This is a genomic window from Coleofasciculus sp. E1-EBD-02 (genome assembly GCF_040218245.1).
GTDB lineage: Bacteria > Cyanobacteriota > Cyanobacteriia > Cyanobacteriales > Coleofasciculaceae > Coleofasciculus.
The window spans coordinates 1-25,012 of sequence record NZ_JAVJQN010000066.1 but is presented as its reverse complement, the minus strand read 5'-3'; the positions used below and the strand labels follow the sequence as shown (position 1 = coordinate 25,012).

General features: G+C 47.0%; 24 protein-coding genes. 10 read left to right on the top strand and 14 right to left on the bottom strand.

From position 1 onward, the window contains the following. Positions 1-117 precede the first annotated feature (117 nt). From rsgA to grpE, 5 genes are all read right to left on the bottom strand, one after another. On the bottom strand, positions 118-1,215 hold the full coding sequence (gene rsgA / locus RIC07_RS11065) for a small ribosomal subunit biogenesis GTPase RsgA (protein WP_446394562.1): 1,098 nt from the start codon (positions 1,213-1,215) through the stop codon (positions 118-120). Further along, positions 1,212-1,478 (bottom strand): sulfurtransferase TusA family protein, encoded by a 267-nt coding sequence (locus RIC07_RS11060; protein ID WP_446394561.1) that lies wholly within the window; start codon positions 1,476-1,478, stop codon positions 1,212-1,214. Before RIC07_RS11060 ends, rsgA begins: the two co-directional genes overlap by 4 nt. Then, entirely contained in the window at positions 1,475-2,602 is a 1,128-nt protein-coding gene (dnaJ, locus tag RIC07_RS11055; RefSeq protein ID WP_446394560.1) for a molecular chaperone DnaJ, read from the bottom strand. The genes RIC07_RS11060 and dnaJ overlap by 4 nt, the downstream gene beginning before the upstream one ends. A 170-nt stretch (positions 2,603-2,772) precedes the next feature. Next, positions 2,773-4,743: a molecular chaperone DnaK gene (gene dnaK, locus RIC07_RS11050; protein WP_446380206.1), complete on the bottom strand. Its 1,971-nt coding sequence runs from the start codon at positions 4,741-4,743 to the stop codon at positions 2,773-2,775. 145 nt (positions 4,744-4,888) lie between these two features. Then, a complete protein-coding gene (grpE, locus tag RIC07_RS11045; RefSeq protein WP_446380205.1) occupies positions 4,889-5,695 on the bottom strand; it encodes a nucleotide exchange factor GrpE in 807 nt (268 codons plus the stop codon). Positions 5,696-6,346: 651 nt separating this feature from the next. On the opposite strand from grpE, the gene RIC07_RS11040 reads away from it, so the two are divergent. The 4 genes from RIC07_RS11040 to RIC07_RS11025 all read left to right on the top strand — a co-directional run bounded on the left by RIC07_RS11040 (position 6,347) and on the right by RIC07_RS11025 (position 11,753). Further along, positions 6,347-8,347: a GspE/PulE family protein gene (locus RIC07_RS11040; protein ID WP_446394559.1), complete on the top strand. Its 2,001-nt coding sequence runs from the start codon at positions 6,347-6,349 to the stop codon at positions 8,345-8,347. Between the two features lie 111 nt (positions 8,348-8,458). After that, positions 8,459-9,589, top strand: a complete 1,131-nt coding sequence (locus RIC07_RS11035; RefSeq protein ID WP_446348308.1) for a type IV pilus twitching motility protein PilT — start codon at positions 8,459-8,461, stop codon at positions 9,587-9,589. Between the two features lie 91 nt (positions 9,590-9,680). Further along, complete coding sequence (locus RIC07_RS11030; RefSeq protein WP_446394558.1) at positions 9,681-10,901, top strand: type II secretion system F family protein; 1,221 nt, start codon at positions 9,681-9,683, stop codon at positions 10,899-10,901. A 267-nt stretch (positions 10,902-11,168) separates the two neighbouring features. Further along, positions 11,169-11,753, top strand: a complete 585-nt coding sequence (locus RIC07_RS11025) for a hypothetical protein (protein WP_446380202.1) — start codon at positions 11,169-11,171, stop codon at positions 11,751-11,753. Positions 11,754-11,803: 50 nt separating this feature from the next. Here RIC07_RS11025 and RIC07_RS11020 read toward each other — a convergent pair whose 3' ends face one another. Then, positions 11,804-12,034 (bottom strand): hypothetical protein, encoded by a 231-nt coding sequence (locus RIC07_RS11020; protein WP_446394557.1) that lies wholly within the window; start codon positions 12,032-12,034, stop codon positions 11,804-11,806. A 3-nt stretch (positions 12,035-12,037) separates the two neighbouring features. Further along, the gene (bioU, locus tag RIC07_RS11015) at positions 12,038-13,063 is read right to left on the bottom strand and encodes a (S)-8-amino-7-oxononanoate synthase BioU (protein ID WP_446394608.1); all 1,026 of its coding nucleotides are present in this window, start codon (positions 13,061-13,063) and stop codon (positions 12,038-12,040) included. A gap of 382 nt (positions 13,064-13,445) precedes the next feature. On the opposite strand from bioU, the gene RIC07_RS11010 reads away from it, so the two are divergent. From RIC07_RS11010 to RIC07_RS11000, 3 genes are read left to right on the top strand one after another with little or no spacing between them, the layout of a single operon-like run. Further along, entirely contained in the window at positions 13,446-13,655 is a 210-nt protein-coding gene (locus RIC07_RS11010; RefSeq protein WP_006102996.1) for a DUF2997 domain-containing protein, read from the top strand. A gap of 33 nt (positions 13,656-13,688) precedes the next feature. After that, on the top strand, positions 13,689-14,075 hold the full coding sequence (locus RIC07_RS11005) for a DUF1257 domain-containing protein (RefSeq protein WP_446394556.1): 387 nt from the start codon (positions 13,689-13,691) through the stop codon (positions 14,073-14,075). Continuing rightward, the gene (locus RIC07_RS11000; RefSeq protein ID WP_446394555.1) at positions 14,075-14,530 is read left to right on the top strand and encodes a ferredoxin; all 456 of its coding nucleotides are present in this window, start codon (positions 14,075-14,077) and stop codon (positions 14,528-14,530) included. The genes RIC07_RS11005 and RIC07_RS11000 overlap by 1 nt, the downstream gene beginning before the upstream one ends. Positions 14,531-14,936: 406 nt before the next feature. On the opposite strand, the gene RIC07_RS10995 is transcribed toward RIC07_RS11000, so the two are convergent. Beyond that, complete coding sequence (locus tag RIC07_RS10995; RefSeq protein ID WP_446394554.1) at positions 14,937-15,218, bottom strand: YiaA/YiaB family inner membrane protein; 282 nt, start codon at positions 15,216-15,218, stop codon at positions 14,937-14,939. An 813-nt stretch (positions 15,219-16,031) separates the two neighbouring features. Between RIC07_RS10995 and RIC07_RS10990 the strand changes: the two genes are divergently transcribed. Then, entirely contained in the window at positions 16,032-16,277 is a 246-nt protein-coding gene (locus RIC07_RS10990) for a UPF0175 family protein (protein ID WP_446394553.1), read from the top strand. Positions 16,278-16,396: 119 nt separating this feature from the next. Here the strand turns inward: RIC07_RS10990 and RIC07_RS10985 are convergent, their stop codons facing one another. Continuing rightward, positions 16,397-17,245: an ABC transporter permease gene (locus tag RIC07_RS10985; protein ID WP_446394607.1), complete on the bottom strand. Its 849-nt coding sequence runs from the start codon at positions 17,243-17,245 to the stop codon at positions 16,397-16,399. A gap of 268 nt (positions 17,246-17,513) precedes the next feature. Between RIC07_RS10985 and RIC07_RS10980 the strand changes: the two genes are divergently transcribed. Together RIC07_RS10980 and RIC07_RS10975 are read left to right on the top strand one after the other, a co-directional pair. Next, positions 17,514-18,068, top strand: a complete 555-nt coding sequence (locus RIC07_RS10980; RefSeq protein ID WP_446380228.1) for a TRAP transporter small permease subunit — start codon at positions 17,514-17,516, stop codon at positions 18,066-18,068. Beyond that, entirely contained in the window at positions 18,052-19,389 is a 1,338-nt protein-coding gene (locus tag RIC07_RS10975; RefSeq protein ID WP_446394552.1) for a TRAP transporter large permease, read from the top strand. The genes RIC07_RS10980 and RIC07_RS10975 overlap by 17 nt, the downstream gene beginning before the upstream one ends. Positions 19,390-19,583: 194 nt before the next feature. Here the strand turns inward: RIC07_RS10975 and RIC07_RS10970 are convergent, their stop codons facing one another. The 5 genes from RIC07_RS10970 to RIC07_RS10950 form a co-directional block, all read right to left on the bottom strand. After that, positions 19,584-19,805 (bottom strand): helix-turn-helix domain-containing protein, encoded by a 222-nt coding sequence (locus RIC07_RS10970; protein ID WP_446394551.1) that lies wholly within the window; start codon positions 19,803-19,805, stop codon positions 19,584-19,586. A gap of 50 nt (positions 19,806-19,855) precedes the next feature. After that, positions 19,856-20,077 (bottom strand): hypothetical protein, encoded by a 222-nt coding sequence (locus tag RIC07_RS10965; RefSeq protein WP_446394550.1) that lies wholly within the window; start codon positions 20,075-20,077, stop codon positions 19,856-19,858. Between the two features lie 607 nt (positions 20,078-20,684). After that, entirely contained in the window at positions 20,685-21,167 is a 483-nt protein-coding gene (locus RIC07_RS10960) for a DUF3368 domain-containing protein (RefSeq protein ID WP_446394549.1), read from the bottom strand. A gap of 9 nt (positions 21,168-21,176) precedes the next feature. Continuing rightward, the gene (locus RIC07_RS10955) at positions 21,177-21,443 is read right to left on the bottom strand and encodes a UPF0175 family protein (protein WP_446394548.1); all 267 of its coding nucleotides are present in this window, start codon (positions 21,441-21,443) and stop codon (positions 21,177-21,179) included. Between the two features lie 140 nt (positions 21,444-21,583). Continuing rightward, complete coding sequence (locus tag RIC07_RS10950) at positions 21,584-24,556, bottom strand: efflux RND transporter periplasmic adaptor subunit (RefSeq protein ID WP_446394547.1); 2,973 nt, start codon at positions 24,554-24,556, stop codon at positions 21,584-21,586. Positions 24,557-25,012: the final 456 nt, after the last annotated feature.

The following is a 25,012-nucleotide window of genomic DNA, read 5'->3' as shown; positions in this document are numbered from 1 at the left end:
TTAATGGTACAATTACGGCAATTTTTTGCTCAAAATTACCCTGATCATACACCATCCAATGAAATTATTATTCCCGGTAAACTCTCAGTTGAGAATGAGTCAGAGGCAAATACTCAGTTATAAATCTTCCATTTCCTGATACAGTTCCTCTAAATCCTGGTGTTGAGTCCGCCGCGAACGCCGCCGATATTTCTTTGTTTGTAACTTGGGTTCGTACTCAGTTTGTCCCTTTCCTTTGGTTTTTGCCTTGAGAGTTGACTCTGGATCAGCTTGTTGGTTCAACCGTTCTTGACGTGCGATCGCTTCCTCTAAGAAACCCAGATAATGATCATAGCGTTCCCAGTCTCCCTGTACCGCACAGTTGGGTTCATCTCGATGTAAGCAGTCACTAAATTGACAACTGGCTACCGCTAACCGTTGTCGCGCTTCGGGAAAGTAATGGATTAAATCGGCTGGGGTACAATCCAAGTCAGGCTGATTAAATCCCGGCGTATCTGCCAATAAACCCCCTTGGGGTAATTCAAACAATTCTACATGGCGGGTAGTGTGGCGTCCCCGTCCTAATTTTCCAGTTACTTCTCCCACGCGCAGGTTGGCTTCAGGGGCGAGTTGGTTAATTAAGCTAGATTTCCCTACTCCAGACAATCCAGCTAAGACGGTAATTTTCTGGTTTAAGCGATCGCTCAGTTCGGCTAAACCGATATTATTGTAAACGCTGATAAATAGGGGTTGGTATCCCCACGCATTCAAGCGCTGCTGCCACTGCTGTTGTTCTTCTGGTGTGACTAAATCACTTTTATTGAGACACAAACATACCTGGAAACCTGTCGATTCTGCCTTGACTAAAAAGCGACTCAGTTGATACGCATCCAGGGTAGGTTCTGCTAAAGCAAACACCAACAGAATTTGTTCAGCATTAGCCACAGGAGGACGATCCAGTTGGGTTTTCCGGGGGAGAACTTCTGCGATCGCACCTCGGTTACCCGTCCAGTCTGGTTCCTCAATGACCACGCGATCGCCCACCATCACCCGTTGACCAATTTTTTTCAATCGGGAACGACGGGTACACAATAGTGTAGAGACGTAGCATGCTACGTCTTCTTGATCACAATTAGACTCTAATCGAACCTGATAGAAATTCGCCTGAACTGCCAGAACTGTCCCCAATAAAGGGGCAGATAACTCAGACGCTGGACTATCGACTCCCTCACTCATGAAGCTTGCGGACGCCGCACTCTTAGGGCAAAGTAGTCTTTGCGATCGTCGAGTGCCTCAATCGGATACCCTGCCATCGCCAGACTATCGGGAACCTGTTCAATCGGTTCCCCTGGATCAAGCCAGACTTCTAATAAAGAACCGGGCGTCATTTGTTCTAAACGTAGCTTAGTCCGCACAAAATTAATTGGGCAAGGTGTTCCTCGCAAATCCAGTTGAGCATCAGGTGTCTGATTAATTGTCGATCCCGTGGGCTTACTCATCCGCGAAACAGTCCTCCCAAAAAGTCTTCTAGCCCTCCTTTACCCGTGCGATCGCCTTTAATTTTTGCCAGCTTCTCCAGCAACTCCCGTTCCTCCGCTGTGATTCGGGTAGGAATATCGATTTGAATTGTAATCAAATGATCACCCCGACTCACCGGATTCCCTAACTTTGGCACGCCATGATTTTCTAATGTCAACACCGTATTCGGTTGGGTTCCGGGGGGAATCTTCAACTCCACCGGACCATCAACAGTATTCACCTGGAGGCGACAGCCCAAAATAGCTTGTAAATAGCTAATTTTCAGATCCGACAGAACATTAATTCCATCTCGCTGAAATTCCGCATCTTCCTCAACAAATAGGTAGACATATAAATCTCCTGGAGGACCACTGCGTAATCCAGCATCCCCTTCTTTAGAAACCCGTAGCCGGGTTCCATTATCCACACCGGGCGGAATCGTAATTTTTAGCTTTTTGGTTTCTTGTTTGCGACCTGCTCCCCCACAGGTTTCACACTTATCCTCAATCACCTGTCCTTCGCCGTTACAGGTTGGACAGACTGACACTTGAGTGAAACTGCCAAAGGGGGTACGAGTGGCGCGACGCACTTGTCCTGAGCCGCTACAGGTCGAACAGGTACGCGGTCGAGTTCCCGGTTTAGCCCCCGTACCGTTACAGGTATTACAGTTTTCTAGGTGAGGAATGCGAATTTCCTTTTCCCCACCGAATACAGCTTCCCGGAATTCTAGCTTCAAGTCTAGGCGCAGGTCATCCCCTCGCGTCGGTCCACCCCGCCGACGTCCCGTTTGCTGACCCATACCCCCAGCAAAACCGCTGAAGAAGCTTTCAAAAATATCAGCAAAACCCATATCCCCAAAATCGGGATAGCCGGCTCCAGCAGCACTTGAGGATACACCCGCTTCGCCAAAGCGGTCGTATCGTGCCTTCATTTCGGGTTCGGACAGGATTTCGTAAGCTCGATTAATTTCTTTAAATCGCTCTTCCGCTCCTTGTTCCTTGTTAACGTCGGGATGGTACTTTCGGGCAAGGCGACGGTAAGCCCGCTTTATTTCTTCTTTGTCAGCGTCGCGAGAGACGCCGAGAGTCTCATAGTAGTCAGGCATAGAGCAATGCGGGAGGGTTGGATTACGTTACGGAGGTGGGTTAATCGGGAGGGATAGTTTGTACAGAGAATCGGCTTGATCGCCACCGAGGGCTGATATCCGGATCACCTGCACGTCTATCCATTTTGGATAAAAAACCAGCGAATTGCTACTTACATGTAGGCATTGCCTTAGTCAACTGTTTCATAGTCAGTATTATTTACTGTTTCATCATCAAAGTTCAGAATTAACTCTTCTTCTTCAGGTTCCGACTCAGAAGGTTCGCTAACTTCTACAGGTGAGGCAATTTCCTCCTCGCTTTCGCTAATCTCATCGGGTTCCAAATCGGGCGCACTCTCTTGGTAGACGGCTGCACCAATGGTAAACAGGGTTTGTTGGAAATCTTCTAGTTGCTGTTTAATGTCCTCCACTGCAATCGAGGGGTCTTTGAGTGCAGCTTGTAGCTGTTGCTTTTTCTTCTCTCCCTGCGCCTTCAAGTCCTCGCGTACCAAATCGGCATTGTCTTTTAGGGTCGATTCGTAACTGTAGAAGAGGCTTTCGGCTTGATTTTTCAGTTCCACCAGTTGCATCCGACGGCGGTCTTCTTCGGCAAATTGCTCGGCTTCTTGGCGCATCCGTTCCACTTCACCACTATTTAATCCACCGGTGTTGGTAATCCGGATGCTTTGCTCTCGTCCTGTGCCTTTATCCGCCGCTGAGACGTTAAGAATTCCATTAACATCAATATCAAAGGATACCTCAATTTGAGGCACACCCCTGGGAGCCGGAGGAATGCCTGCCAGTAGAAACTTACCCAGGCTCTTGTTATCACGAGCCATTGCCCGTTCACCCTGGAGGACGTGAATTTCCACAGAGGTTTGTCCGTCCGTCGCCGTGGAAAAGATTTGCGATTTACTGGTGGGGATCGTGGTGTTACGCTCGATAATTTTGGTGAAAACTTCGCCTAAGGTTTCAATCCCCAGTGACAATGGAGTTACATCCAGTAGCAACAAGTCTTCAACTTCACCGCCCAAGACGCCCCCTTGAATGGCTGCACCTAGGGCAACCGCTTCATCGGGGTTGACCGACTTATCGGGTTGGCGACCGCCAAAAAACTTACTAATCGCTTTCTGAACGGCGGGGATGCGAGTCGAACCCCCGACCAGCAGAATCCGGTCAATATCATCGGGCTTCAGTTCGCCATCTTTGAGCGCCTGTTTTACGGGTTCAACTGTGCCTTTGATCAAGTCGCTCGCCAGTTCTTCAAACTTCGCTCGCGACAATTCCATCTCTAGATGTTTCGGACCCGTTTCATCTGCGGTAATAAACGGCAGGTTGATCGAGGTGTTCAACATGCTAGAGAGTTCAATTTTTGCCTTTTCTGCGGCTTCTCGCAAACGCTGTAGCGCCATTTTATCTGCGCCGATGTCGATGCCTTCTTGTTCCTTGAACTCCTGGATCATCCAGCGCACGATCACGTTATCGAAGTCATCTCCCCCTAAATGGTTGTTGCCAGACGTGGCTTTGACTTCAAATACGCCGTCGCCCAGTTGCATCACCGAGACATCAAACGTACCGCCGCCTAAGTCAAAGACGAGAACTTGGTGTTCTTCATCTTGCTTGTCCAGCCCATACGCCAATGCTGCGGCGGTTGGTTCGTTGATGATCCGCAGCACTTCTAAACCGGCGATGGTTCCGGAATCTTTGGTCGCTTGCCGTTGAGCATCGGTAAAATAGGCAGGGACTGTAATCACCGCTTGTTCTACGGGTTCACCGAGAAAGTTTTCGGCATCGGCTTTCAGCTTTTGCAGGATCATGGCAGAGATTTCCTGCGGGGTATATTGATGGGAGCGGATCTGGACATCAACCGTATCGTCGCGACCCTTAACACAGTTATAGGGAACTCGCGATCGCTCCTCTACCGTGTCCTCCCATCGGCGACCAATAAACCGTTTAATACTATGGACAGTATTTTCAGCATTGGGAACTGCCTGACGCTTCGCTAGTTGACCAACCAAGCGCTCATTCGATTTACCAAATCCCACAATACTCGGTGTGGTTCGTCCGCCTTCCGTACTGGAAATGACGAGGGGCTGACCTCCTTCGAGGACAGCCACGCAACTATTTGTTGTGCCCAGGTCGATGCCAATGACTTTTCCCATAGCGCTTCGGCCTATCTGATCGGTAAGGTTTTCTTTTTAAGGTGGTAATCTGTGGCTACAGCACTCACCTAACGTTCGCTCAACCGTTGTTTGGGGTTGATTGTTTTAGAGACGGACAGCCAAGGGGGGAGTATCCCCGTGCCGCTTAACTTTCTGGTTCTGAGGTTTCTTCCTCTGAGGTTACCACGGGCTCTGGAGCCGCAGCAACTTTAACCATGGCATGACGCAATACGCGATCGCCCAAGAAATAGCCACGCATCAGTTGTTCGATGACGATTCCTTCGTCATATTCCTCACTCGGCTGTCGCATTACTGCTTCATGGAAATTGGGATCAAACTCTGTTCCTTCCGGACGCATCGGCGAAACCCCAAGGCGTTTAAAGGATTCCACCAGTTGTTTGTAGATCCCCTGATAACTCTTATGCACCGCCATCTCCCCATCATTTTGAGGTTTGATTTGCGATCGCGCCCGCTCAAAGTTATCGACCACGGATAATAACTCGCCCAGAGTATTACGCTTTACTTGATGGTCTAAATCTTCTTTTTCTTTAGCCGTCCGCTTGCGGAAGTTATCAAAATCGGCAGCCATCCGCATGGATTGGGTTTTAAAGGCTTCAAATTGCTGATTAACTTCCTCCAGTTGAGCTTTGAGGAGTTCATTTTCCTGCTGCAAGGTTTCGATAACCGCGACATCCTCCTGCTGACCGGGCAATCCGGCAGAGTCCGATTCCGCAGACTCACTCTCCACGCCTTGTCCTGCCGAAGTTTCTGCCGCTTCCGTTGTCACTTCAGCGGTTGCCGCTTCTGCCGTTGATGGTGATTCAACATCGGGTTGTGTGCCAACCTCCTCCTCAGAAGTTGCCTCATTTAAATCGGGGTTATCTGAATTCACGGCCTTCTGCTCATCTGTTTGTTGCAACGTAGTATTTGGTTGTTTGTCTTCGTCACTCATAATTCACTCGTACTAAAAACTCAATCAATCTCCTGCTCCTTCAAGGGATGGCAACATTTACCTTGCCCAGATTAACGGCAAGATTTTGGGTAGGCTAAAGTCCCAGGCATCAAGTCCGGATTGCTACCTCCTCAAATCCTAGTACATACTGGGGAAAATTGTCTGTTGTTAATGTGTCTATTGATTCAATCACAGCTAAACAGGAGTTCTCGCCGTAGAGACATAGCCTGTTACGTTGAGGATTTGGGGGCGGAGGTACTCTAGGAGTCCGAGGAAACGGTTAAGATAAAACTTGAGGCGGTATCCCCATCTATAATAAGGGATAGAGTATTCTATCAGGGTATAGAGGACTAATTTTGAATTCAGTCAGAATTCTATCACATTTAGATTATCTGAAGACTTGCATTTCACCCTTGCCAGGATATTGGTAACTCCAGCATGTTGGCATCCAACCTTATTCACGCCTCAACGTGTTTCCCAGCATGGGTACTCTGATCTAAACCCAGTGAGAAGGGAGCCATTCTGAGATCCGTCAAGCCCTTTTATTCAAATTGGCGGCAAGGCAATGGGGTTACCGTTGTCGCTTCCTCCAGTACGACAAACGCTAAAACTTTTAGGAATTCTGTAACTAAGGAGATAGTCTCACCCACTATGACTCAATCCCCATCATCATCAGCAAGACGTGCCCTTGTTGTCAAAAACGATTTTTCGCCCTTTGGAAATAAACTGGTTCAATCAGGTTACGTTGATGACTCTCAAATGCGGCAGGCATTGGCGGAAAGCCGTAAGTCAGGACGACCTCTAACCGATGTCGTTGAATCAATTACCGGGCGTCAGTTGCCACCCGACTTAATCCGTCAGTACAAGAAACAGCAACTGTTTGAACTCAAAATACTTTACGGTGTTGAATCTCTTGATCCGGAACTTGGTGATATTTCTGGTCACCAAGTCAAGGAACTCATCGAACGCCTAATTCCTATTGATATCTGTAGTCGCTATCGTTTAGTGCCGTTATCCAAAAATGATGGTCAACCCCCATCGCTTCTGGTAGCAATGGTTGATCCGGATAACCTTGACGCCCAAGATGATCTAAACCGGATTTTGCGCCCTCACGGGATTGATCTACGGCGGATGGTGATTACCCAGGAAGATTATCAGCATCTGATTAATCAATATCGGGATAAAAAACTGGCACAAGAGAAGGAACAGGAAGCCGCCAAGCAGACAAACATCAGTCAGGATCTTGATAATTTAACGCTGTCTGATGCACCAGAGGAAACGGAAGAAGACATATCGAAAGTCGCGGGTGACGCCGGTGGTGCCCCGGTAATTAACTTGGTGAATAAAATCCTCGCCAAAGCCCTACAAGAAGACGTTTCAGACATTCACATCGAACCCCAAGAAGAATACTTGCGGGTTCGCTTCCGCAAAGACGGCGTACTGCGGCAAGCCTTTGAGAACTTACCTAAAACAATCAAAAATGCCGTTGCTGCCCGCTTCAAAATTATGTCAGATTTGGACATCGCTGAACGCCGATTGCCCCAAGATGGCAGAATTCGGCGCATGTTCCAAGGGCGCAAGGTTGACTTCCGGGTCAGTACCTTACCTAGCCGCTATGGTGAGAAGATTGTCCTGCGGATTTTAGATAACTCTAGCACCCAGTTGGGTTTGGATATTCTGATCACCGACCCAGAAAGCTTAGAAATTGTCAGGGAAATGACAGCACGACCCTTTGGGCTGATCTTGGTCACGGGTCCTACTGGTTCGGGTAAATCCACAACCCTATATTCTATGCTGGCTGAGCGCAATGACCCAGGAGTCAATATCAGCACCGCAGAAGATCCGATTGAATATTCCTTACCCGGTATTACCCAGGTACAGGTACTGCGAGAAAAAAACATGGACTTTGCCTCGATTCTGCGCTCATTTCTACGGCAAGATCCCGATGTAATTCTGGTGGGTGAGACGCGAGATAAGGAAACGGCGAAAACCGCGATTGAAGCGGCGCTCACCGGACACTTAGTCTTAACCACGCTGCATACCAACGACGCGGCTGGCGCCATTCCCCGCCTGGATGAAATGGGAGTTGAACCGTTCATGGTATCAGGTGCGCTTCTAGGAGTGCTAGCCCAGCGCCTAATGCGGCGGGTTTGTACGGAGTGTCGCACACCTTACCAACCTACTGCTGCTGAACTGGCTCGATTTGGTTTGGCGGCTTCCAGTGAAGGGGAAGTCACGTTTTATAAAGCCAATACCCTACAACCCGATGAAATTGCCGACGCTCGTGCCAAAGGCACACTCTGTCAAAAATGTAATGGGATTGGGTACAAAGGACGAGTAGGTGTGTATGAAGTCATGCGGAACACCGAACGACTGCAACTCCTAATCAATGAAGGAGCGCCTACCGAACGGATCAAAGAAGCAGCGGTTGAAGAAGGGATGAAAACCCTATTATCCTACAGTTTAAACCTGGTGCAGGACGGTCATACCACGTTGGAAGAAGTTGAACGGGTAACGTTTACTGATTCCGGTCTTGAGGCAGAAATGAAAGCCAAACGTAAGCAATCCCTCTCCTGTAGCACTTGCGGCGCTGGGTTAGAACAGGAGTGGTTAGACTGTCCGTACTGTATGACCCCACGTTTCCGGGACTAAGTTCTGCGGTATTCCTGAATTGTTGTTGGCTTCAACCTCCAACAATAATTGATTAAGCCAAAAACACTAAAAAGCAACAACTGATTCTGATTGGGAGACAATGCCATGCCAATGGATTTAATGATTGAAGACTTGATGGAGCAGCTCGTTGAAATGGGTGGCTCAGATATGCATATTCAAGCTGGGGCACCGGTCTATTTCCGCATTAGTGGTAAACTCCAACCCTTTGGGGAAGACCCACTGAATCCCCAAGAATGTCAGAAGCTGATTTTCAGTATGCTCAATAATAGTCAACGCAAGGAATTGGAGCAGAACTGGGAATTGGATTGCTCTTATGGGGTGAAGGGATTGGCTCGCTTCCGAGTCAATGTTTATAAGGAGCGCGGCTACTACGCCGCCTGCTTGCGAGCCTTGTCCTCCAAGATTCCCAACTTTGATATGTTAGGTCTGCCGGATATTGTCCGGGAAATGAGCGAACGCCCTCGGGGGTTAGTACTGGTGACCGGACCAACGGGTTCAGGAAAAACCACCACACTGGCGGCAATGATTGATTTAATTAATCGCACCCGACCTGAACATATTCTCACCGTCGAAGACCCGGTGGAATACGTTTTTCCCAACATTAAAAGCTTAGTTCACCAACGTCAAAAAGGTGAAGATACCAAAAGCTTTGCCAATGCGCTCAAAGCCGCCTTACGGGAAGACCCGGATGTGATTCTGGTCGGCGAGATGCGGGACTTGGAAACCATTTCACTGGCGATTTCAGCTGCAGAAACGGGTCACTTGGTCATGGGAACCTTGCACACCAGTTCCGCCTCTCAAACCGTGAACCGGATGCTGGACGTGTTTCCTCCTGAACAACAAGCTCAAGTCCAAGCTCAGCTCTCGAACTCCTTGGTCGCCGTCTTCAGTCAAACCTTGGTACCCAAGAAAAACCCGAAACCTGGTGAGTTTGGTCGGGCAATGGCACAGGAAATTATGATTGTCACCCCGGCTATCTCTAACTTGATCCGTGAAGGGAAAGTGTCCCAAATGTATTCCGCCATTCAAACCGGGATGAAAATGGGCATGATCACCATGGAACAGACATTAGCCAATTTAGTCAAACAAGGCACGATTTCCTTTGAAACAGCCGTGTCCAAGAGTTCCAAGCCTGACGAGTTACAGCGTATTCTCGGCGGTGCTGCTGGAATGGCTGGTGCTGGTGCCAAAGGCGGCAAAGTTGGTGCTAAGACTCGTTAAGTTATCGGGGTTAGTTCTCTCGTGAACTGCAAAAAATATCACCGGACAACTAACCCTTTCCTTCAATCCTTTTTTCATTCAGACGCAAGCTATGCCTACCTTTATTGCTGAGGTTCGGGATTCCAAAGGAAACGCCAAAAAAGAGAAAGTTCAAGCTCTTTCTACGGATCAAGCCCGCGCCCACTTGCAAAATCAATATCCCACTGTCGGCAGTATTCAGAAAGCGTTTAGCCTGGAAGACCTAAATTTAGACGCACTCCAGGAAAAAATGACGAGCGTCAGTGTCAAAGACCGAGCCGTTTTTTCCCGGCAATTTGCGGTAATGGTTAATGCTGGAGTCGCCATCGTGCGTTGTCTGGGTATCTTATCGGATCAATGTGACAATCCTAAGCTGAAAAAATCACTGACAGTAATCAGTAGTGAAGTTCAGCAGGGAACCAGTCTCTCAGATGCCATGCGAGAACATCCCGCCTGTTTCGACCAACTCTATGTCAGTATGGTGCAAGCGGGGGAGGTTGGGGGTGTCCTAGATGAAGTTCTCAACCGATTAGCCAAGCTGCTGGAAGATATGGCGCGGCTGCAAAACCAGATTAAGTCGGCAATGACTTATCCTCTGGTGGTTGGTGGCTTTGCTGTACTGGTGTTTTTGGGAATGACCATTTTTCTCATCCCTATCTTTGCCGGGATTTTTGAAGAAATCGGCGGAACATTACCAGCCCTGACTGCCTTTATGCTCTGGTTGAGTGGTGTTCTCAGAAGCTGGTACGCTCTGATTCCAGTTGGGGTGATCATCGTTACCACAGTTGCCATCAAGCAGTACTACAAAACCCCACCCGGTCGCCTGCAAATCGATGCACTCCTATTGAAAGTACCTCTGTTTGGTGAACTGAATGAAAAATCATCAGTCGCCCGGTTTTGCCGCGTCTTCGGTACGTTAACTCGTTCCGGAGTTCCCATTCTTAATGCCTTAGACATTGTTCGGGATACCTCAGGAAACCAAGTGATTGCTAACGCGGTGGAAGCGACCAAGCAGGAAATTCAGCAAGGGGGTTTGATCAGTGTTGCCATGCAAAATGAGCAAGTTTTCCCCGGTCTAGCTATTCAGATGATTAGTGTTGGTGAAGAAACTGGGGAATTGGATTCAATGCTGATGAAGGTTGCCGATTTCTATGAAGATGAAGTTGAGCAAACGGTAAAAGCGTTGACCAGTATTTTAGAGCCTGTGATGATTATTGTCATCGGGGGAATGGTTGGTACAATTCTGGTCTCTATGTATCTGCCCATGTTTAAAGTGTTTGAAACGTTGGGTTAAATTGGGCAGCATTTCCAGGATATGGGGCGTCCATGCCTATAACCGTTTGATGGTAGAGGATTTGCCGCGTTGATTCAGCTACTCGTACAGTATGACGGAAAAAAACTATCCTTGCACGCATTACTGAAACGCCTATAAGGTAAGCATTTTGAATGCGTGAATTCCCAGGGATCGGTACTAACAACCTGAGCAACCTCTACTGATTCTCCACTACGGTTCGTGAATAGTATTTAAACTAGTCCATAAGACGTTACCACTTATTTAAAAATGCCAGTTAAGCCATCTAATTACGAAACAAGTTTAGCCGAATATAGCCACCATGAGGGGGCGTTGGCGCTGCTGAAACAACATCGACCTTACTTGGAAATGATTCCGAGTATGCGCCGCCCCTCAGAAAGTGTGATCACGATTCCTCTACCCATTGTGCGCCTACGCCATCTTCAATCATCAACAGGACATTCTAATCTAACCAGCTTGAATGGAACGGTTGGCTTACCCTGTGATGTTGCCATGTTAATGTGTGACCCAGAATGGAAAATAAAAATGGGGGTGGAAATTATCATTTTCATTCATCGCCCTCATGAAGATTTTTCGGATTTATTGAGTCGTTGGCGTCAGACGCAAGTGTTGCTCGATAAAGACTATGAGTGGCTAATGCCCCCCCGCCATCAACATATTCTCAGTGAAGGCGTTGACCGGATTTATCCCTTATTTGTCATCTTCCCGGAAACACCCCAACGGATTCAACAGGGGTTATCGGGTGCTTGTTTACCGTTTGTCATGCAAAGTCCAGATTATGTGACGGAAGAGGAAAAATCAGAAAGCTTCTCTACGGAACGTCCACCTGCTTAGTACAGGGAAGATAGGGGAGATGGGGAAGATAGGGAAGAGTAGGGGCAGGTTTAGGGACTAATATTGGTTGTTATCCCTAGCTGGGCTGCAAAACCCGCCCTGTGTGTAGGGGAGGGTTTTACCATTAATGTAATGTTTGGTTTTCGCCCTAATCTCACTAAACCCGCCTCAACGGAGTGCAAAAATTCTTCGACAAATGACCAATGACAAATGACAAATGACAAATGACAAATGACAAATGACCAATGACCAATGACCAATGACCAATGACCAATGACCAATGACTATCGAACAAAGTGGGGCATCACTTCAGCCGCTGTAAATAAACCGTAAAGACCTCGTTGATGTAATGATATCCCTGCTTTGAGATAGCCAAAGGCTGGACCACAGACATTAGCCGCCATACTGGTTTCGTCGCCGAGGGTAAAGGTGTGGGTGGAGATTTTGCCCTCAAAGGTGCGTCCGGTTACCTGGACATTCGTACTCAAGGGTTTTTTGGGATTACGGGTATCAACAACGCCCCCTACAGTGACGCGATCGCGCGAACATATACCCGCTAATTCCAACATGATATCATCGGCATGTTCCATATTCTCTAAGGTGAGGATGCCATTGGTTTGATCCAGAAGCGCTTCCACATCCGCATCACTCATCTGACGTGCCTGTTCCACATCGTAGCCGGGAAGGTGGGCAATATCTTCTCGAATCGTGGCGCGATAGGCTTCCCAATTGGCAATACCGACACCAAAGGTAATTTTAACGCTGTGTATTTCAGCATAGCTTTGAGCCGCGATCGCAGCCGCAGCGGTTAACAGTCCTGGTGTAGCACCACATCCCGCCATGTAGGTGATTCCGGCGGCTTGGAGTTCATCTTTCATGGCGAGTAACTGTTCTACCGCACTGGTGCGTTTGAGGGCGTCTACAAGTACCCCCCGCCATCCTGATTGGATAAACTGACGGGCGACTGATGCCATAAACGTATTCGGCAAATTAGGTAGGGCAAGGAAATAGCCATCCACTGCCGCATTTTCGATTAAATCAGCAATCGTGTTATTGCTGAGAGTACCTGCGGGTTCGAGATACCCCAGTGACCCTTGATTATGATACGTTGCGATCGCGCGATCGGGATCTAGCCCAGTTGCATTATAAGCCCAGCCCTGCTTATCAGCAGCAGCGACCCAAATCATCTCCCGTTTACCAGCCAGCACTCTAGCCGCCGCTTGTCCTAATCCGCCAAAGCCTAAAATACCGACTCGAATGGGTTTGTTTAACGTAGAATCCATCAAATTTGCCTTATGGGTCTCACTCATAGCGATACACCTTAAATCACACAAACCTTCATTATCTCTCACCACTTCCCCCGCTCCCTCTGCTCCCTCTGCTTCCCCAGCTTCCTCTGCTTCCCCAGTTCCCCCATCTTCCCTGTGCCTCATCTCTATGTATCTTTTTGTTAAGAACACAATTTGGACGATCCTGGCGCTTGACTGGGAGGGCAAGATACGCGAAACTTAACAAAAGATTAGTGTATGATACTAATCAAGTATTAATTTCTGTTACGGTTTAATTCGCTATGATGCGAATAATAACGAGAGATTGCTCAACTGGCGAGATAGCTGGTTGTGTACGCTCAGAAGCTGTCGCTTAGGTGTTACAGCAAAGAACTGGAGGACTGACCCAACCGTTAACAAACTGATGGAAACCTTAGAATTTGTCATTTATCCAGATGGTCGAGTGCAAGAGAAAGTCACGGGTATCGTTGGCGCCTCTTGTGCGGAAGTGACTGCTGCCATTGAAGCTCAGTTAGGGCAAGTCGTCTCGATGGAGCAAACATCGGAATACTTTACCCAACCGACTCAGCAGTCGGCAACAGCAACCGCTCAAGCGACCTATAGCTCTTGGTAAGTTTTTTTGTTCAATTAGCTTTCTTTAACCAAAATGTCACATTTCAGCAACATAAAAACTCAAATCCGCAACCTGACCTCTTTACAATCGGCGTTAACAGACCTTGGTGTCGATTGGAAAGCTGGTCCGAGTCAAGTGCGTGGGTATCGCGGTCAATCTAGAACCGCCGAAGTCGTTATCGAACAAGAAAACAACTACGATGTGGGTTTTGCCTGGAATGGCAAAGAATACGAGCTAGTTGCTGACCTCCAATACTGGCAACAGCCTTTATCTGTCGAGGGTTTCCTCAACCGAATCACCCAACGGTATGCATTTCATACGGTAATGAACGAAACTGCCAAGCAAGGGTTTCAAGTTGCCCAACAAGAAAATAATCAAGACGGTTCAATCCGTTTAGTTGTCCAACGCTGGAGTGCGTAATGTCTGATTTCTCCCCGACACCAGAGCGTTCAGGGTTAGAACCCGAACTCGGCGGCGTCTTCCGAGATGCACCAGAGCGTTCAGGTTTAGAACCCGAACTCGGTGGTGAGCTGCGGCAGAAAGGTGTTTATGTCGATGAAATTACTTGTATTGGCTGTAAGCATTGTGCCCATACAGCTCACAATACATTTTACATCGAGCCAGATCATGGGCGAGCGCGTGCCTTTCGCCAAGATGGTGACCCAGAAGACTTAATCCAAGAAGCGATTGACACCTGTCCAGTCAATTGCATCCACTGGGTAGACTACACCGAACTCAAGCAGCTAGAAGACGAGCGACAGTTTCAGGTTATTCCCGTGGCTGGATTTCCGATTGAGTCGGCTGTCGTGGCGACCAAAATGCGGCGCAAGAAAGCGCTTAAACAATATAAGTCAAAACCAAGCCCCAAAAAATAGGCTGTGTATTACAGTCTCTTCTGTATAAATCCTCGATGGCTAATTGTCATTGAGGGTTTTTATTATTGGCTGGAGGCTGACTAAATTCAAAAGTTCCGTTCGTAGGGGCGCACGGCGTGCGCCCATCGACGATAATTTTAGCCTATCGTTAGCCCAGTGTATATAACAGGACTTACGCACAAACGCCATTTATGGTGGGGACACGGCATTGCCGTGCCCTTACACACAAACGCCATTTATGGTAGGGGCACGGCATTGCCGTGCCCCTACAGGTAGCGCCTGTGCTTATATAACGGAGTAATACGTAGTTCACAGGGCGCACGTCGGTGCAGGGCGCACGTCGGTGCGCCCCTACGGTACGGGTTAATTTGGAACTGGAAATAATCCAATAATCTACGCCTTCCCCTTATTTAAGCGGATGGTTTTCGTTGAGCAACTTTTCGATTCTTGCTTCATCCACTCTGGAGATAATGCGTTTTGATTCGTGAATATCGCGGGTAGTTTTGGCAAGGCTAATGGTTGAGCCAACAGAGAAGGCTAATCCCATTCCCATAAAACTTTTTGTCCAACTATCGACGGGTAGATATAAAATCCCGATACTCATAGCCGAGACGGAAATAATAAAAGAAGCCCAGGTTTGAAACACCCAAGCGTTACTGTGGATTTGGTTGTTAAACGGTGATTCCATAGTCCCTTTCTTCATCAAAATTTGGTGGATTCAATTTATTCAAGAATAGGAATCGATTGGCTGATAATTTAAGGACAACGGGACAGTTTTGGGAATTGCACAGGAATGGTATGACCCAAAGACGCGGAAAATCGTATCGACTATTCGTTTATTGTTGTGCCAGTTGAGAAATTGTTTAATTGTTTGGTTACATAAGACCGAATTAAAGCTAATCAATCCTAGTCCAAGTTAACCTTGAGGCTGAATCTTACTTCATTCTGGCGGTGTCGGCAATCGGGGGATTTGGTAGGTAATTTCGCCATTTGTCCCTGGTAGGGGCGACTCGCCAGATTCAATTAACATCACCTAACCTCTAATTGTATCGGGTCGCCCGGTATAAGATATGGGGAAAAATCGGGCATCAGATACCTTTAAACCCTGGTAGGGGCGACCCGCCGCATTCAATCAACATTACCTAACCTCTAATTGTATCGGGTCGCCCGGTATAAGATATGGGGAAAAATCGGGCATCAGATACCTTTAAACCCTGGTAGGGGCGACCCGCCGCATTCAATTAACATTACCTAACCTCTAATTTGATCGGGTCGCCCCCCGCTGGGTATTGGTAATGATCTAATACCGCATTTAAACAGGGGCGAGTCGATATAGGTTAATTCTTACACCACCTACGATATGCAGCGACTCGCCCCTACAACCGCGATAATTTCAATAATCTCGATAATCCCAACAATCCCGATAACTCTAAGTCCATTAATGAAAGAGTTAGCCTCAAATGTCTGTACAATAGAAGTAAACGAGTCTAAAGTTTACCCGATGGCTGTTGTCATTCCCGATGAAGTTTTGAACATCGCCCAACTCTCGGATGTAGAGATGTTACAAGAAATTGCCATTTTGCTGTTTCAGCAGGAACGCTTGACATTAGCGCAAGCTAGTCGATTGGCAAATTTGCCCCGTTTGCACTTTCAAAAGCTGCTGGCAAGTCGTCAGATTCCTGTGCATTATGATGTGCCGGAATTGGACGCTGAGGTGGAAATGATGCGGGAGATGGGTTATCTTTGACTATTGTTAGTAATACCTCACCGATTACCAATTTAGCCGCGATCGCGCCAATTCTATCAAAATTGACACGCCAACCCAAACCCCCAAACCCCTACAGAGGGCACGGCAATGCCGTGCCCCTACAATACATCGGCAAACGCGGGACGTAATTTCTGATAACACCAAACCCCCACACCAAACACAACCCCAGAAACGCAAAACGCGACTGCCCATTCTAACCCATGTTCCACTGAACCCACTAATACCAAATCCCGATAAACCTGGGCAATTACCGCCAGAGGATTCAACCAAAATACCCAATCCCGTAAGTTTTCTGGAATCACTGAAGCGGGATAGACAATCGGCGTCATATAAAACCAAAGATTTAAAATCACCCCTAATGTTTGGGGAATATCTCGCAAAAATACGGTTAATCCGGCTGCCAAATATCCTAATCCGGCAGTTAACAACAACTGAGTTAACCACACTAAAGGCAATAACGCTAACGTGGGATGTAATGTTCCTGAGGATATCGCCACTAACACAATCAATGCGGCTAACCCCAAGGCACTTTCAATAAATGTCGATAATACGGGAACCAGTGGTAATAGTGCCAAGGGAAACACCACCTTTTTTACCAAATTGGGTTGTCCGACGACTGAACCCGCCGATTGGGTTAACCCGCCAGTAAAGGCAATCCACGGCAATAACCCGGCAAACAACCATAAGCCAAAGGCAATATTGTTATCCGCAGGTAATCCCTTCAGACTTAGTTTCACCTTCAGAACAATGGAAAACACGTAGGTGTAAATCAGCAACTGCGAGAGTTGATTGAGGAGGGGCCACAAATTCCCCAATACCGAACCTTTATACCGTGCCTCCAAATCCCGGCGCACTAATGTCCGCAGTAGGTCAAATTTGACCCACCACTTTTCGTTTAGGGGCAACCAGTTTCTAATTTTACCAACTTTCCGAATTACGCCGAGCATTGATTTGTCATTGGTCATTGGTCATTTGTCATTTGTCAAGTCGGGGCGGGTGTAGGGTGCGTTAGCAAAGCGTAACGCACCATTTCAAACGATAGTCGTGAAACCCGCCCCTACACAATCTTCCCCATCTGACACACCGAGCGTGTTACCGAGCGAAGTCGAGGTAAGTCGAGGTGTCCCCCGTCTGAAGAAAGGCGAAAATTTGCTATATTCCTGGCAACAGTGGCGGTAAAATACACATCTGGTGTTTCAGGAGAAGCCGTAAGCCTTGCAGCAATTATTACAGATTTCTCGACTCATCGATGCCTTCAACGAATGGGTTGGTCGCCTAACCTACTGGCTAGTATTATTAATGATCGCGATCGGGACATGGAATGTTGCCGGACGCTATATTGGCTATTTTGTCGGTCAAAACCTCAGTTCCAATGCCTTTATCGAAGGTCAATGGTATTTATTTGACCTGGTATTCCTTTTGGGTGCAGCCTACGCCCTGCGCCATGATGAACATGTGCGGGTGGATGTGTTCCATAAAAGCTGGGCGCCGAAATGGAGGTCCTTGGCTGATTTAATTGGGACGCTGTTATTCTTAATTCCCTTTTGTTTAATGGTGATTTATTTCTCCTGGGGAACCATTCTCAATTCCTGGGCAATTCGGGAAATGTCTCCTGATCCGGGGGGATTACCCCGCTATCCGATCAAATCTATGATTATTGTCAGCTTTGTCCTCCTGATTCTGCAAGGGATTTCCCAAGCGATTAAAAACTGGGCAATTTTCACGGGCTATCTTACACCCCAGGAGGAACATCATGATGCTGGAGTATGACTGGTTAGGTCCTCTGATGTTTGTCGGGGCGTTGGTATTTCTGTCCCTGGGCTATCCTGTGGCATTCTCTCTGGGAGGGGTTGCGATCGCGTTTGCGATTATTGGTGTGAGTCTGGGTGTCTTTGACCCCATCTTCCTGACTGCCATGCCCCAGCGTATTTTTGGGATCATGGCAAATTATACCCTATTGGCAATCCCTTATTTTATCTTCTTGGGTTCCATGCTGGAAAAATCTGGCATTGCTGAACGCCTGTTAGAAACTATGGGGATTTTGTTTGGGCGCTTGCGGGGGGGACTTGCCTTAGCCGTAGTATTAGTGGGGGCGCTATTAGCCGCTACTACTGGGGTTGTCGCTGCAACTGTAGTGGCGATGGGACTGATTTCCTTACCGATTATGCTGCGCTACGGTTATGATAAACGGTTGGCAACGGGGGTAATCGCCGCATCGGGGACGTTGGGACAGATTATTCCGCCGAGTGTGGTTTTAGTTGTATTAGCAGATCAGTTAGGAATTTCGGTTGGGGACTTATTTATTGGTTCCTTAATTCCTGGGTTATTAATGACCACAGCTTTTGCGGTACATGTACTGATTGTGGCATGGTTAAAACCCAGTGCTGCACCTGCTTTACCCGCTGAGGTTCGTGACATTGGCGGGAAAGCTTTAGGACGTCGAGTTCTGTTTGCCATGTTCCCACCGTTATTATTAATTCTTTTAGTCTTAGGCAGTATCTTTTTTGGCTTTGCCACACCAACAGAAGCCGGGGCGGTGGGTTGTGTGGGCGCGATGGTACTCGCTGCGGCTAATCGTAAGTTAACGTGGCTATCGTTACGCCAAGCCTGTGACGCTACGCTACGAATTACCAGCATGGTGATTTTTATATTACTGGGTTCTACGGCGTTTAGTTTAGTCTTTCGCGGTTTAGAGGGCGATCAGTTTATGTTTGATATTCTCGCCAATTTACCCGGAGGTCAAATTGGCTTTCTGGCAGTGAGTATGGTAACGGTGTTTATTTTAGGTTTTTTTATTGACTTTTTTGAAATCGCCTTTATTATCGTTCCTTTGTTTGTTCCTGTGGCGGAATCTCTGGATGTAAATCTTGTCTGGTATGGGGTTATTTTGGGGGCGAATTTACAAACGTCTTTTCTCACACCACCCTTTGGCTTTGCCCTCTTTTACTTACGGGGTGTCGCTCCACCGGAGGTGAAGACGACAGAGATTTATTGGGGGGCAATTCCATTTATTTTACTTCAGGCGCTAATTGTTGTCTTAATTATCGCGTTTCCTGAGTTAGTCAGTTTTCTTCCCTCGTTGAGTCGCTAATAGCAAAATGATGATAAGTAGGTGGACACAATTAAAGTTAGCGGTGGAGATTAGGGAACAGGGAACAGGGAACAGGGAACAGTAAGGGTTTGAGGCTTGTTTACAAAACTTAGTATTTAATGTAGCGAGCAAGATGCTCGCACTACAATGATTTTACCACTCTTGACATTAAGGTTTAAATGCCGAATAGCTGATTAAGAGGAACACAACAACTTGATCAGGGATTGGGGTAACTCTTCAAAATGCTCTAACAAAAAGTCCAGGATTGCCAGATGGCGTAAATCTACGGGTTGAGGGGTGTAGTATCCTTTACCTCGTTTAAACCAACACTGCACTGTCCCCAGGGAACGGGAACAGATATGAGACAGTTGTTCATAGGTGACATCCCATTTGCTATAAAACTGCCTTGGCGTCATCCCTAATTGACAGTAACTATAGAGGTCAATAATGTATTTTTCCCGCTGGTTTATCGGGCGAAGATTGTGTCGCGAGTCAACTCCTGGATAAATAGGTTTGCGATCGCATTCACTTCTGCATCGGTTAGGTGCATTTGCGACGCATCGAAGTCAATGTCGCGGTAGTGCTTGATCCGATCGAGGAGTTGGGTAACACCAAATTCCGCTAACGTTTGCTGGGCAGTGGTTTCAGCGGTCAGGGATTTGTCGAATTGAGGGAATAAAGGTTTCATTGGGTTCTTCTCCTTGTGTTTGGTTGGGTGCATTAGTTACTTGTAATGATGTTATAACAAATTAGTCAAAATAAAAACCCCTTTGTCTCAAAAAAAAAGAGTAGAGACATTGCATTCAACGTCTCTACAATGGTGCTTGGATTTCAAAAACGTAGGGTGGGTTAGGCGGGATTTAAACCGAAGCGATAACCATTCAATGAACAATCAGCCGTAACCCACCACTATTAACGGGGAGGTGTATTATTGAATCAATAGGTCAGAGAATAATCCTTGATTTTGTGGGGTTTACGTCGTCAAGCCAACTGACTGGTGCGACACAACTACAATTATGGATTAGATATGTCCATTTGATGGGCGCACGTCAGTGCGCCCCTACAATTTCTGGATGTAATTCAAATTCATCTTACTTAGGTGTACCACACCACTACATTGAAAAAACGTAGGGTGGGTTAGGCGAAATTTAAACCGAAGCGATAACCATTCAATGAAGTATCCGCTGTAACCCACCAATATTAACGAGGAAGTGTATTATTTAATCAAAATATCAGGTGTAAATCCTTACTTAATTCGGTTGGGTTGACGCAGGAAACCCAACCTACTCCCATTTTTAGGCTTCTCCCATTAACTGTAGTACGGCATCAATAAACCTCTGACTAAAATATATTCCCTGCTTGAGCATCGCATCTAAAAACGGCTTAACGGCTTCAATCTCTCCTAATTGCTTCGCTTTAATCAAAATTCCCACCGAACCGGAAACGTTAAGATTAAGCGACTCTGCTACCTTTCTACCCGTTAACTCATCGATTAAAACAAGGTTAGCTTTTTTTTCTAATGCCAAAGTAATCACTTCTGCTTCTCCTCTATCCAGGCTAGGCAGTAGTAAAGCGAGTTGTTCTTTAGCGGTAATCGTCTGAATAGTAATCCAAGTCTCTTGTTCTAAGTCAATAAATCCAGTTTTGTTTTGAGTATAGTCTGATAGTTCTTGAGCCACAGCATCAGGTATCGTCAAATTGCCAACTATTTGTCGCAGTAAAGATAACTGATTTATTTTGGCAAAAGCAATTAAAGGTGTGGCATTGCTGATAATCATTGTCTGGCTTTATAAGTGACTTATTCCTTGGATTTCGCTTTCTATAACCGATTCATCATAATCAAAAATTATAATACCTTTTGCTGCTAAAATATCCATAAATTCTAAGCGATTAATCCCAGCCAGTTCTGCGGCTTTGCCCAAGGATAATTTTTTCTCCTGAAAATAGGTGATTGCTGCTAACAAGCGCAGGGTATTGGTTAGCTCCAGTGAACCCACTTTTAAAGCGGCGAGTATATCTTGAGAAACTTGAAAAGAAATTGTCTCCGTTGTCATTAGAATAATTCTCTCTTTGGCTTTTCATTACCTTGTATTGTAACGTATTGGATGTGTAGGCAAAATCTGCCGGAGACAGTGAGGTGAAACTGTTCCCTGTTCCCTCCCCTCACCACAAAACTCCCTGCAGCAACCCCTATCTATTTTGCCGTTTCTCGCCACAGGAATCGCTCTAAGGGAACTAAGCGCATCAGTTCTCGCCCTAAACGTTGATACAGAGGAATCCGTTCTGAGTAGATTTTGGCATATCCTGTCGCTCCCGGATAGAGTTTACCATCGCTGTTATCCACAACAATTTCGACTTGGGCGATGGGCTGGGGTTGGGAGGGTTCGTGCTGAATTTGAGGCAGAATTCGTTGTACGGTGGCGGTGTACGGTCTTAGTTTAGCTTGGCGGGGACGGAAGGTAACGGGTTTATGGTTTTCTACATATTCTAAGTCTTCTTCCTTAATGTCTACTGTGGCGGTGAGGTTGCTGAGTTCAGCGATTTCTAGGAGAAAGTCTTCGGTGGGTTTGAGTTCTTGATTTTGCCGCAAGTCTAAATCATTGGTGAGGATAACCCCGGCGATGGGAGACCGTAGGGTAAGATTTTGTTTATGGGTTTTTAGTTCAGATAGGCGGTTTTTTAGCGTCGCGATCGCTTGTTGTTGAGTTAGCATCTGGGATTGTGCCGTGGCAATCATTTCCGAGGCGTCAATGGCGGCGAGTTGGGAAGCGGTTTCGGTTTGTAAGTCACGGGCGGTATCGGTTTGGTTTTGTTTGGCGGCGGCGATTTCTTGGGTTTTGGCGACTAGATTACTTTCAATGTTATGGAGTTCACTTTCGACTTCATCGCGGCGGTTGCGGGAAATCGCGCCTTGTTCGTAGAGTTGGTGATAGCGTTGTAGTTTTTCCTGGAGTTCGGGGATGCGTTCTTGGAGGCGTTGGCGTTGGGTGTTTAAGACTTGAATTTCGGGGGTGAGTTGTCCTTGGGTGAGGGCTTTTGCGCGTAGGCTTTCTCGACGGGTTTTTGTCATCATTGCTTCAGCTATCGCTTGGACTTCTACCAGTTGGGCTTCGGCGCGGATGCGTTGTTTCTGGGCGGTGTCTAAGACTTGATGGGCTTGGACGAGTTGTTGTTCGATGGTGGCAATTTCTCGGTCTAATTCTAGACTGGATAATTGTGCCAAAATTTGTCCCGGTTGGACGGTTTCTCCGGGTTTGACGTAGATTTTTGTAATGACTCCCGCTATGGGTGTGCGAACAATGGCTCTTGCGCCTTCGCGGGTTTCGAGTTCGACGGAACCCCCGACTTCAAAGGAGGTAGGGATGAGGCTGATTAGGCTTACGCTGGTGGCGATGGTGAGGAGGATGGCGATTCGCTTTAGGGGAAGGTGGGGTTTGCTGGTTGGGGGGGCGAGTTGTAAGTTTTGGGAGGGGTTCATGGGGGTTAGGGGTTGGGGATTTTTTTGAAACGCAGAGGTTCGCAGAGGGAAGCGCAGAGGTTCGCAGAGGGGTTTGGAGGGATTTGTTGGTTTGTGTTTGTTGTTTTTTTTGTTTTTCTGCACCTCGGCTGGTTTTTGGGGGAAGTAGTAGTAAATTGCCCAAATTGTGAGTAGGGTAATTGTCCAAAAGGGGATGTTGGTTAATGTCCAATTGGTGATTAGGGTGAAGAGGCTACCGAAGACGAAGAGGATATAGAGGAGGCTGAAGGGGGCGTAAGTGGCGAGGATTAGGCGATTGTGGCGGGGTTCTGGGCTGGGTTTTCGGCGTAGTAGGTTTCCGTAAAATTGGAAGGAACGAGTGCGGAGGTTGTTGATTCCGGTGAGGGCGACGGCGAGATAGTAGCCGTCAAATTTTGCCAGGGGATTGAGGTTGAGGGCGATGGTAAAGAGTGCGGCTACCATCAACAGATAACTGGCGGTGGCTAACCAATTGGCAGAGGATTGCCATAACCAAAAGGCGATTGCAGCAATAATGAGTTGACAAATAATACCTGCGCCGACGACTAAGATTCGTTTAAATCGAGAGAGGCAATAGGAATCGGTGGTATTGGTATAAGCGGCTGGCATTAAAAACATGAACAGTAGCCCGAATTCGGGGACAATGCCGTTGTAATGTTTCAGGGTAAAGGCATGTCCAAGTTCGTGTAGGGTGACAACTAACATGGCGAGTAGGGCAAAGGGGAATAGGAGAGAAATGCCCTGATTTGCGACTAATTGTTGTCCGGTGAGGAGAATTTCGGGACGTTGAGATAAACCAATAGATAGAGAAATGGCTAAAAAAAAGCACAGGATGAGACAGGTTGGGCGTGTCCAAATCCAGTGCAGTTTATTGATATGTTGAGTTAACCAAGCGTCGGGATTAAATAGGGGAACTTTGAAAAAGAGGAGTTGGAGTGGGGTGAATTTACGTTTGGGAGGTTTGGCGGGTTTGGTTCCGACTAACATCCCGGTGGCGGTGAGAAGTTGTAGGAGGTAGCGGAGTTGTTCAAGGGTGAGGTTATTGTGTTTGGCGATATCGGCGGGGGGATGTTTTCCCAGTTGCTCGATGGCGGCTTTACTGTGAGAATCAACTTGGAGAAAGGTGACATCTTCGGGATTGCGTAATATCCAATAACCATCGGAGTGAGGAATCCATTGAACGCAGGATTTGAGTTGAAGTTTGGGGGAATTGGGGGGTGGAGAATTTGGCTGGTGTTCTGTGTTATCGGTGTCTAATATCTTATTGTCTATCGGTGGCTGAGAATGGGTTGGGTTGGGAATTTTTCTGCCATTGTTTATGTTTTGCTCTCTGTCTGCTTTAACGGGTGGGTTAGGTGGAATGGATTCATCTGATGAGAGAATGCCAAGTGTAATCAGTTTTTGCCATAAATCCAGGACAAAATTAGGGGAAATTGCTGAATTATATTTTTTCTGACAGTGCTGTTGAAGTTGAGTAACCGTGAAATTTCCGGTGAAATGGCTGAGGGCGTAAACCTCGGCTGGAGATAAGGGAAACTGACGATTATCGTGGCGCGATCGCAGAGTATACTGTTTGGATGACGCCTGTTGGCTGAGTTGCCAGTGGGGACTGATGTCTGGACAGATCCAGTCGGGTTGTTCTTTGGCTGTGAGTTTTTTTCCAACCTGCATGATGTTTGTAGTAGATGCCTATTTGCAGGGTAAACGGAAATGTTAAGGAAAATCAACCATTTTTTAATACCTTTATCAAATCTTTAAGCAGAGACTTACGGGGTTCTACGACAAATGGCTGACATGGGGAGTTTACCGTCTCCGTAATTTTACGGAGGATAGGCTGATGTGTGAATTGTGTAGGGGCGGGTTTCACGACTATCTTTTCGGTTGCACCCAGATGTAACTAAACCCCCCAGACGCGCCATGGCGCGTCTCTACAATAGTCAAATTAATCCATGACAGCTTGGTTAAGGGGGGTTAAGTTTAAAACTGTAACATTTACGACCTATTGCTGATAATCAGGGAAAAGTTCCCCGCTTTATGAAAACTTAATCAAAAACTCAAGGCAAAGTTTATTATTTTGGTATAGGATAGTGAACAAGCTAGATTTCCGTTCAGTTGATTTTCCCTTCA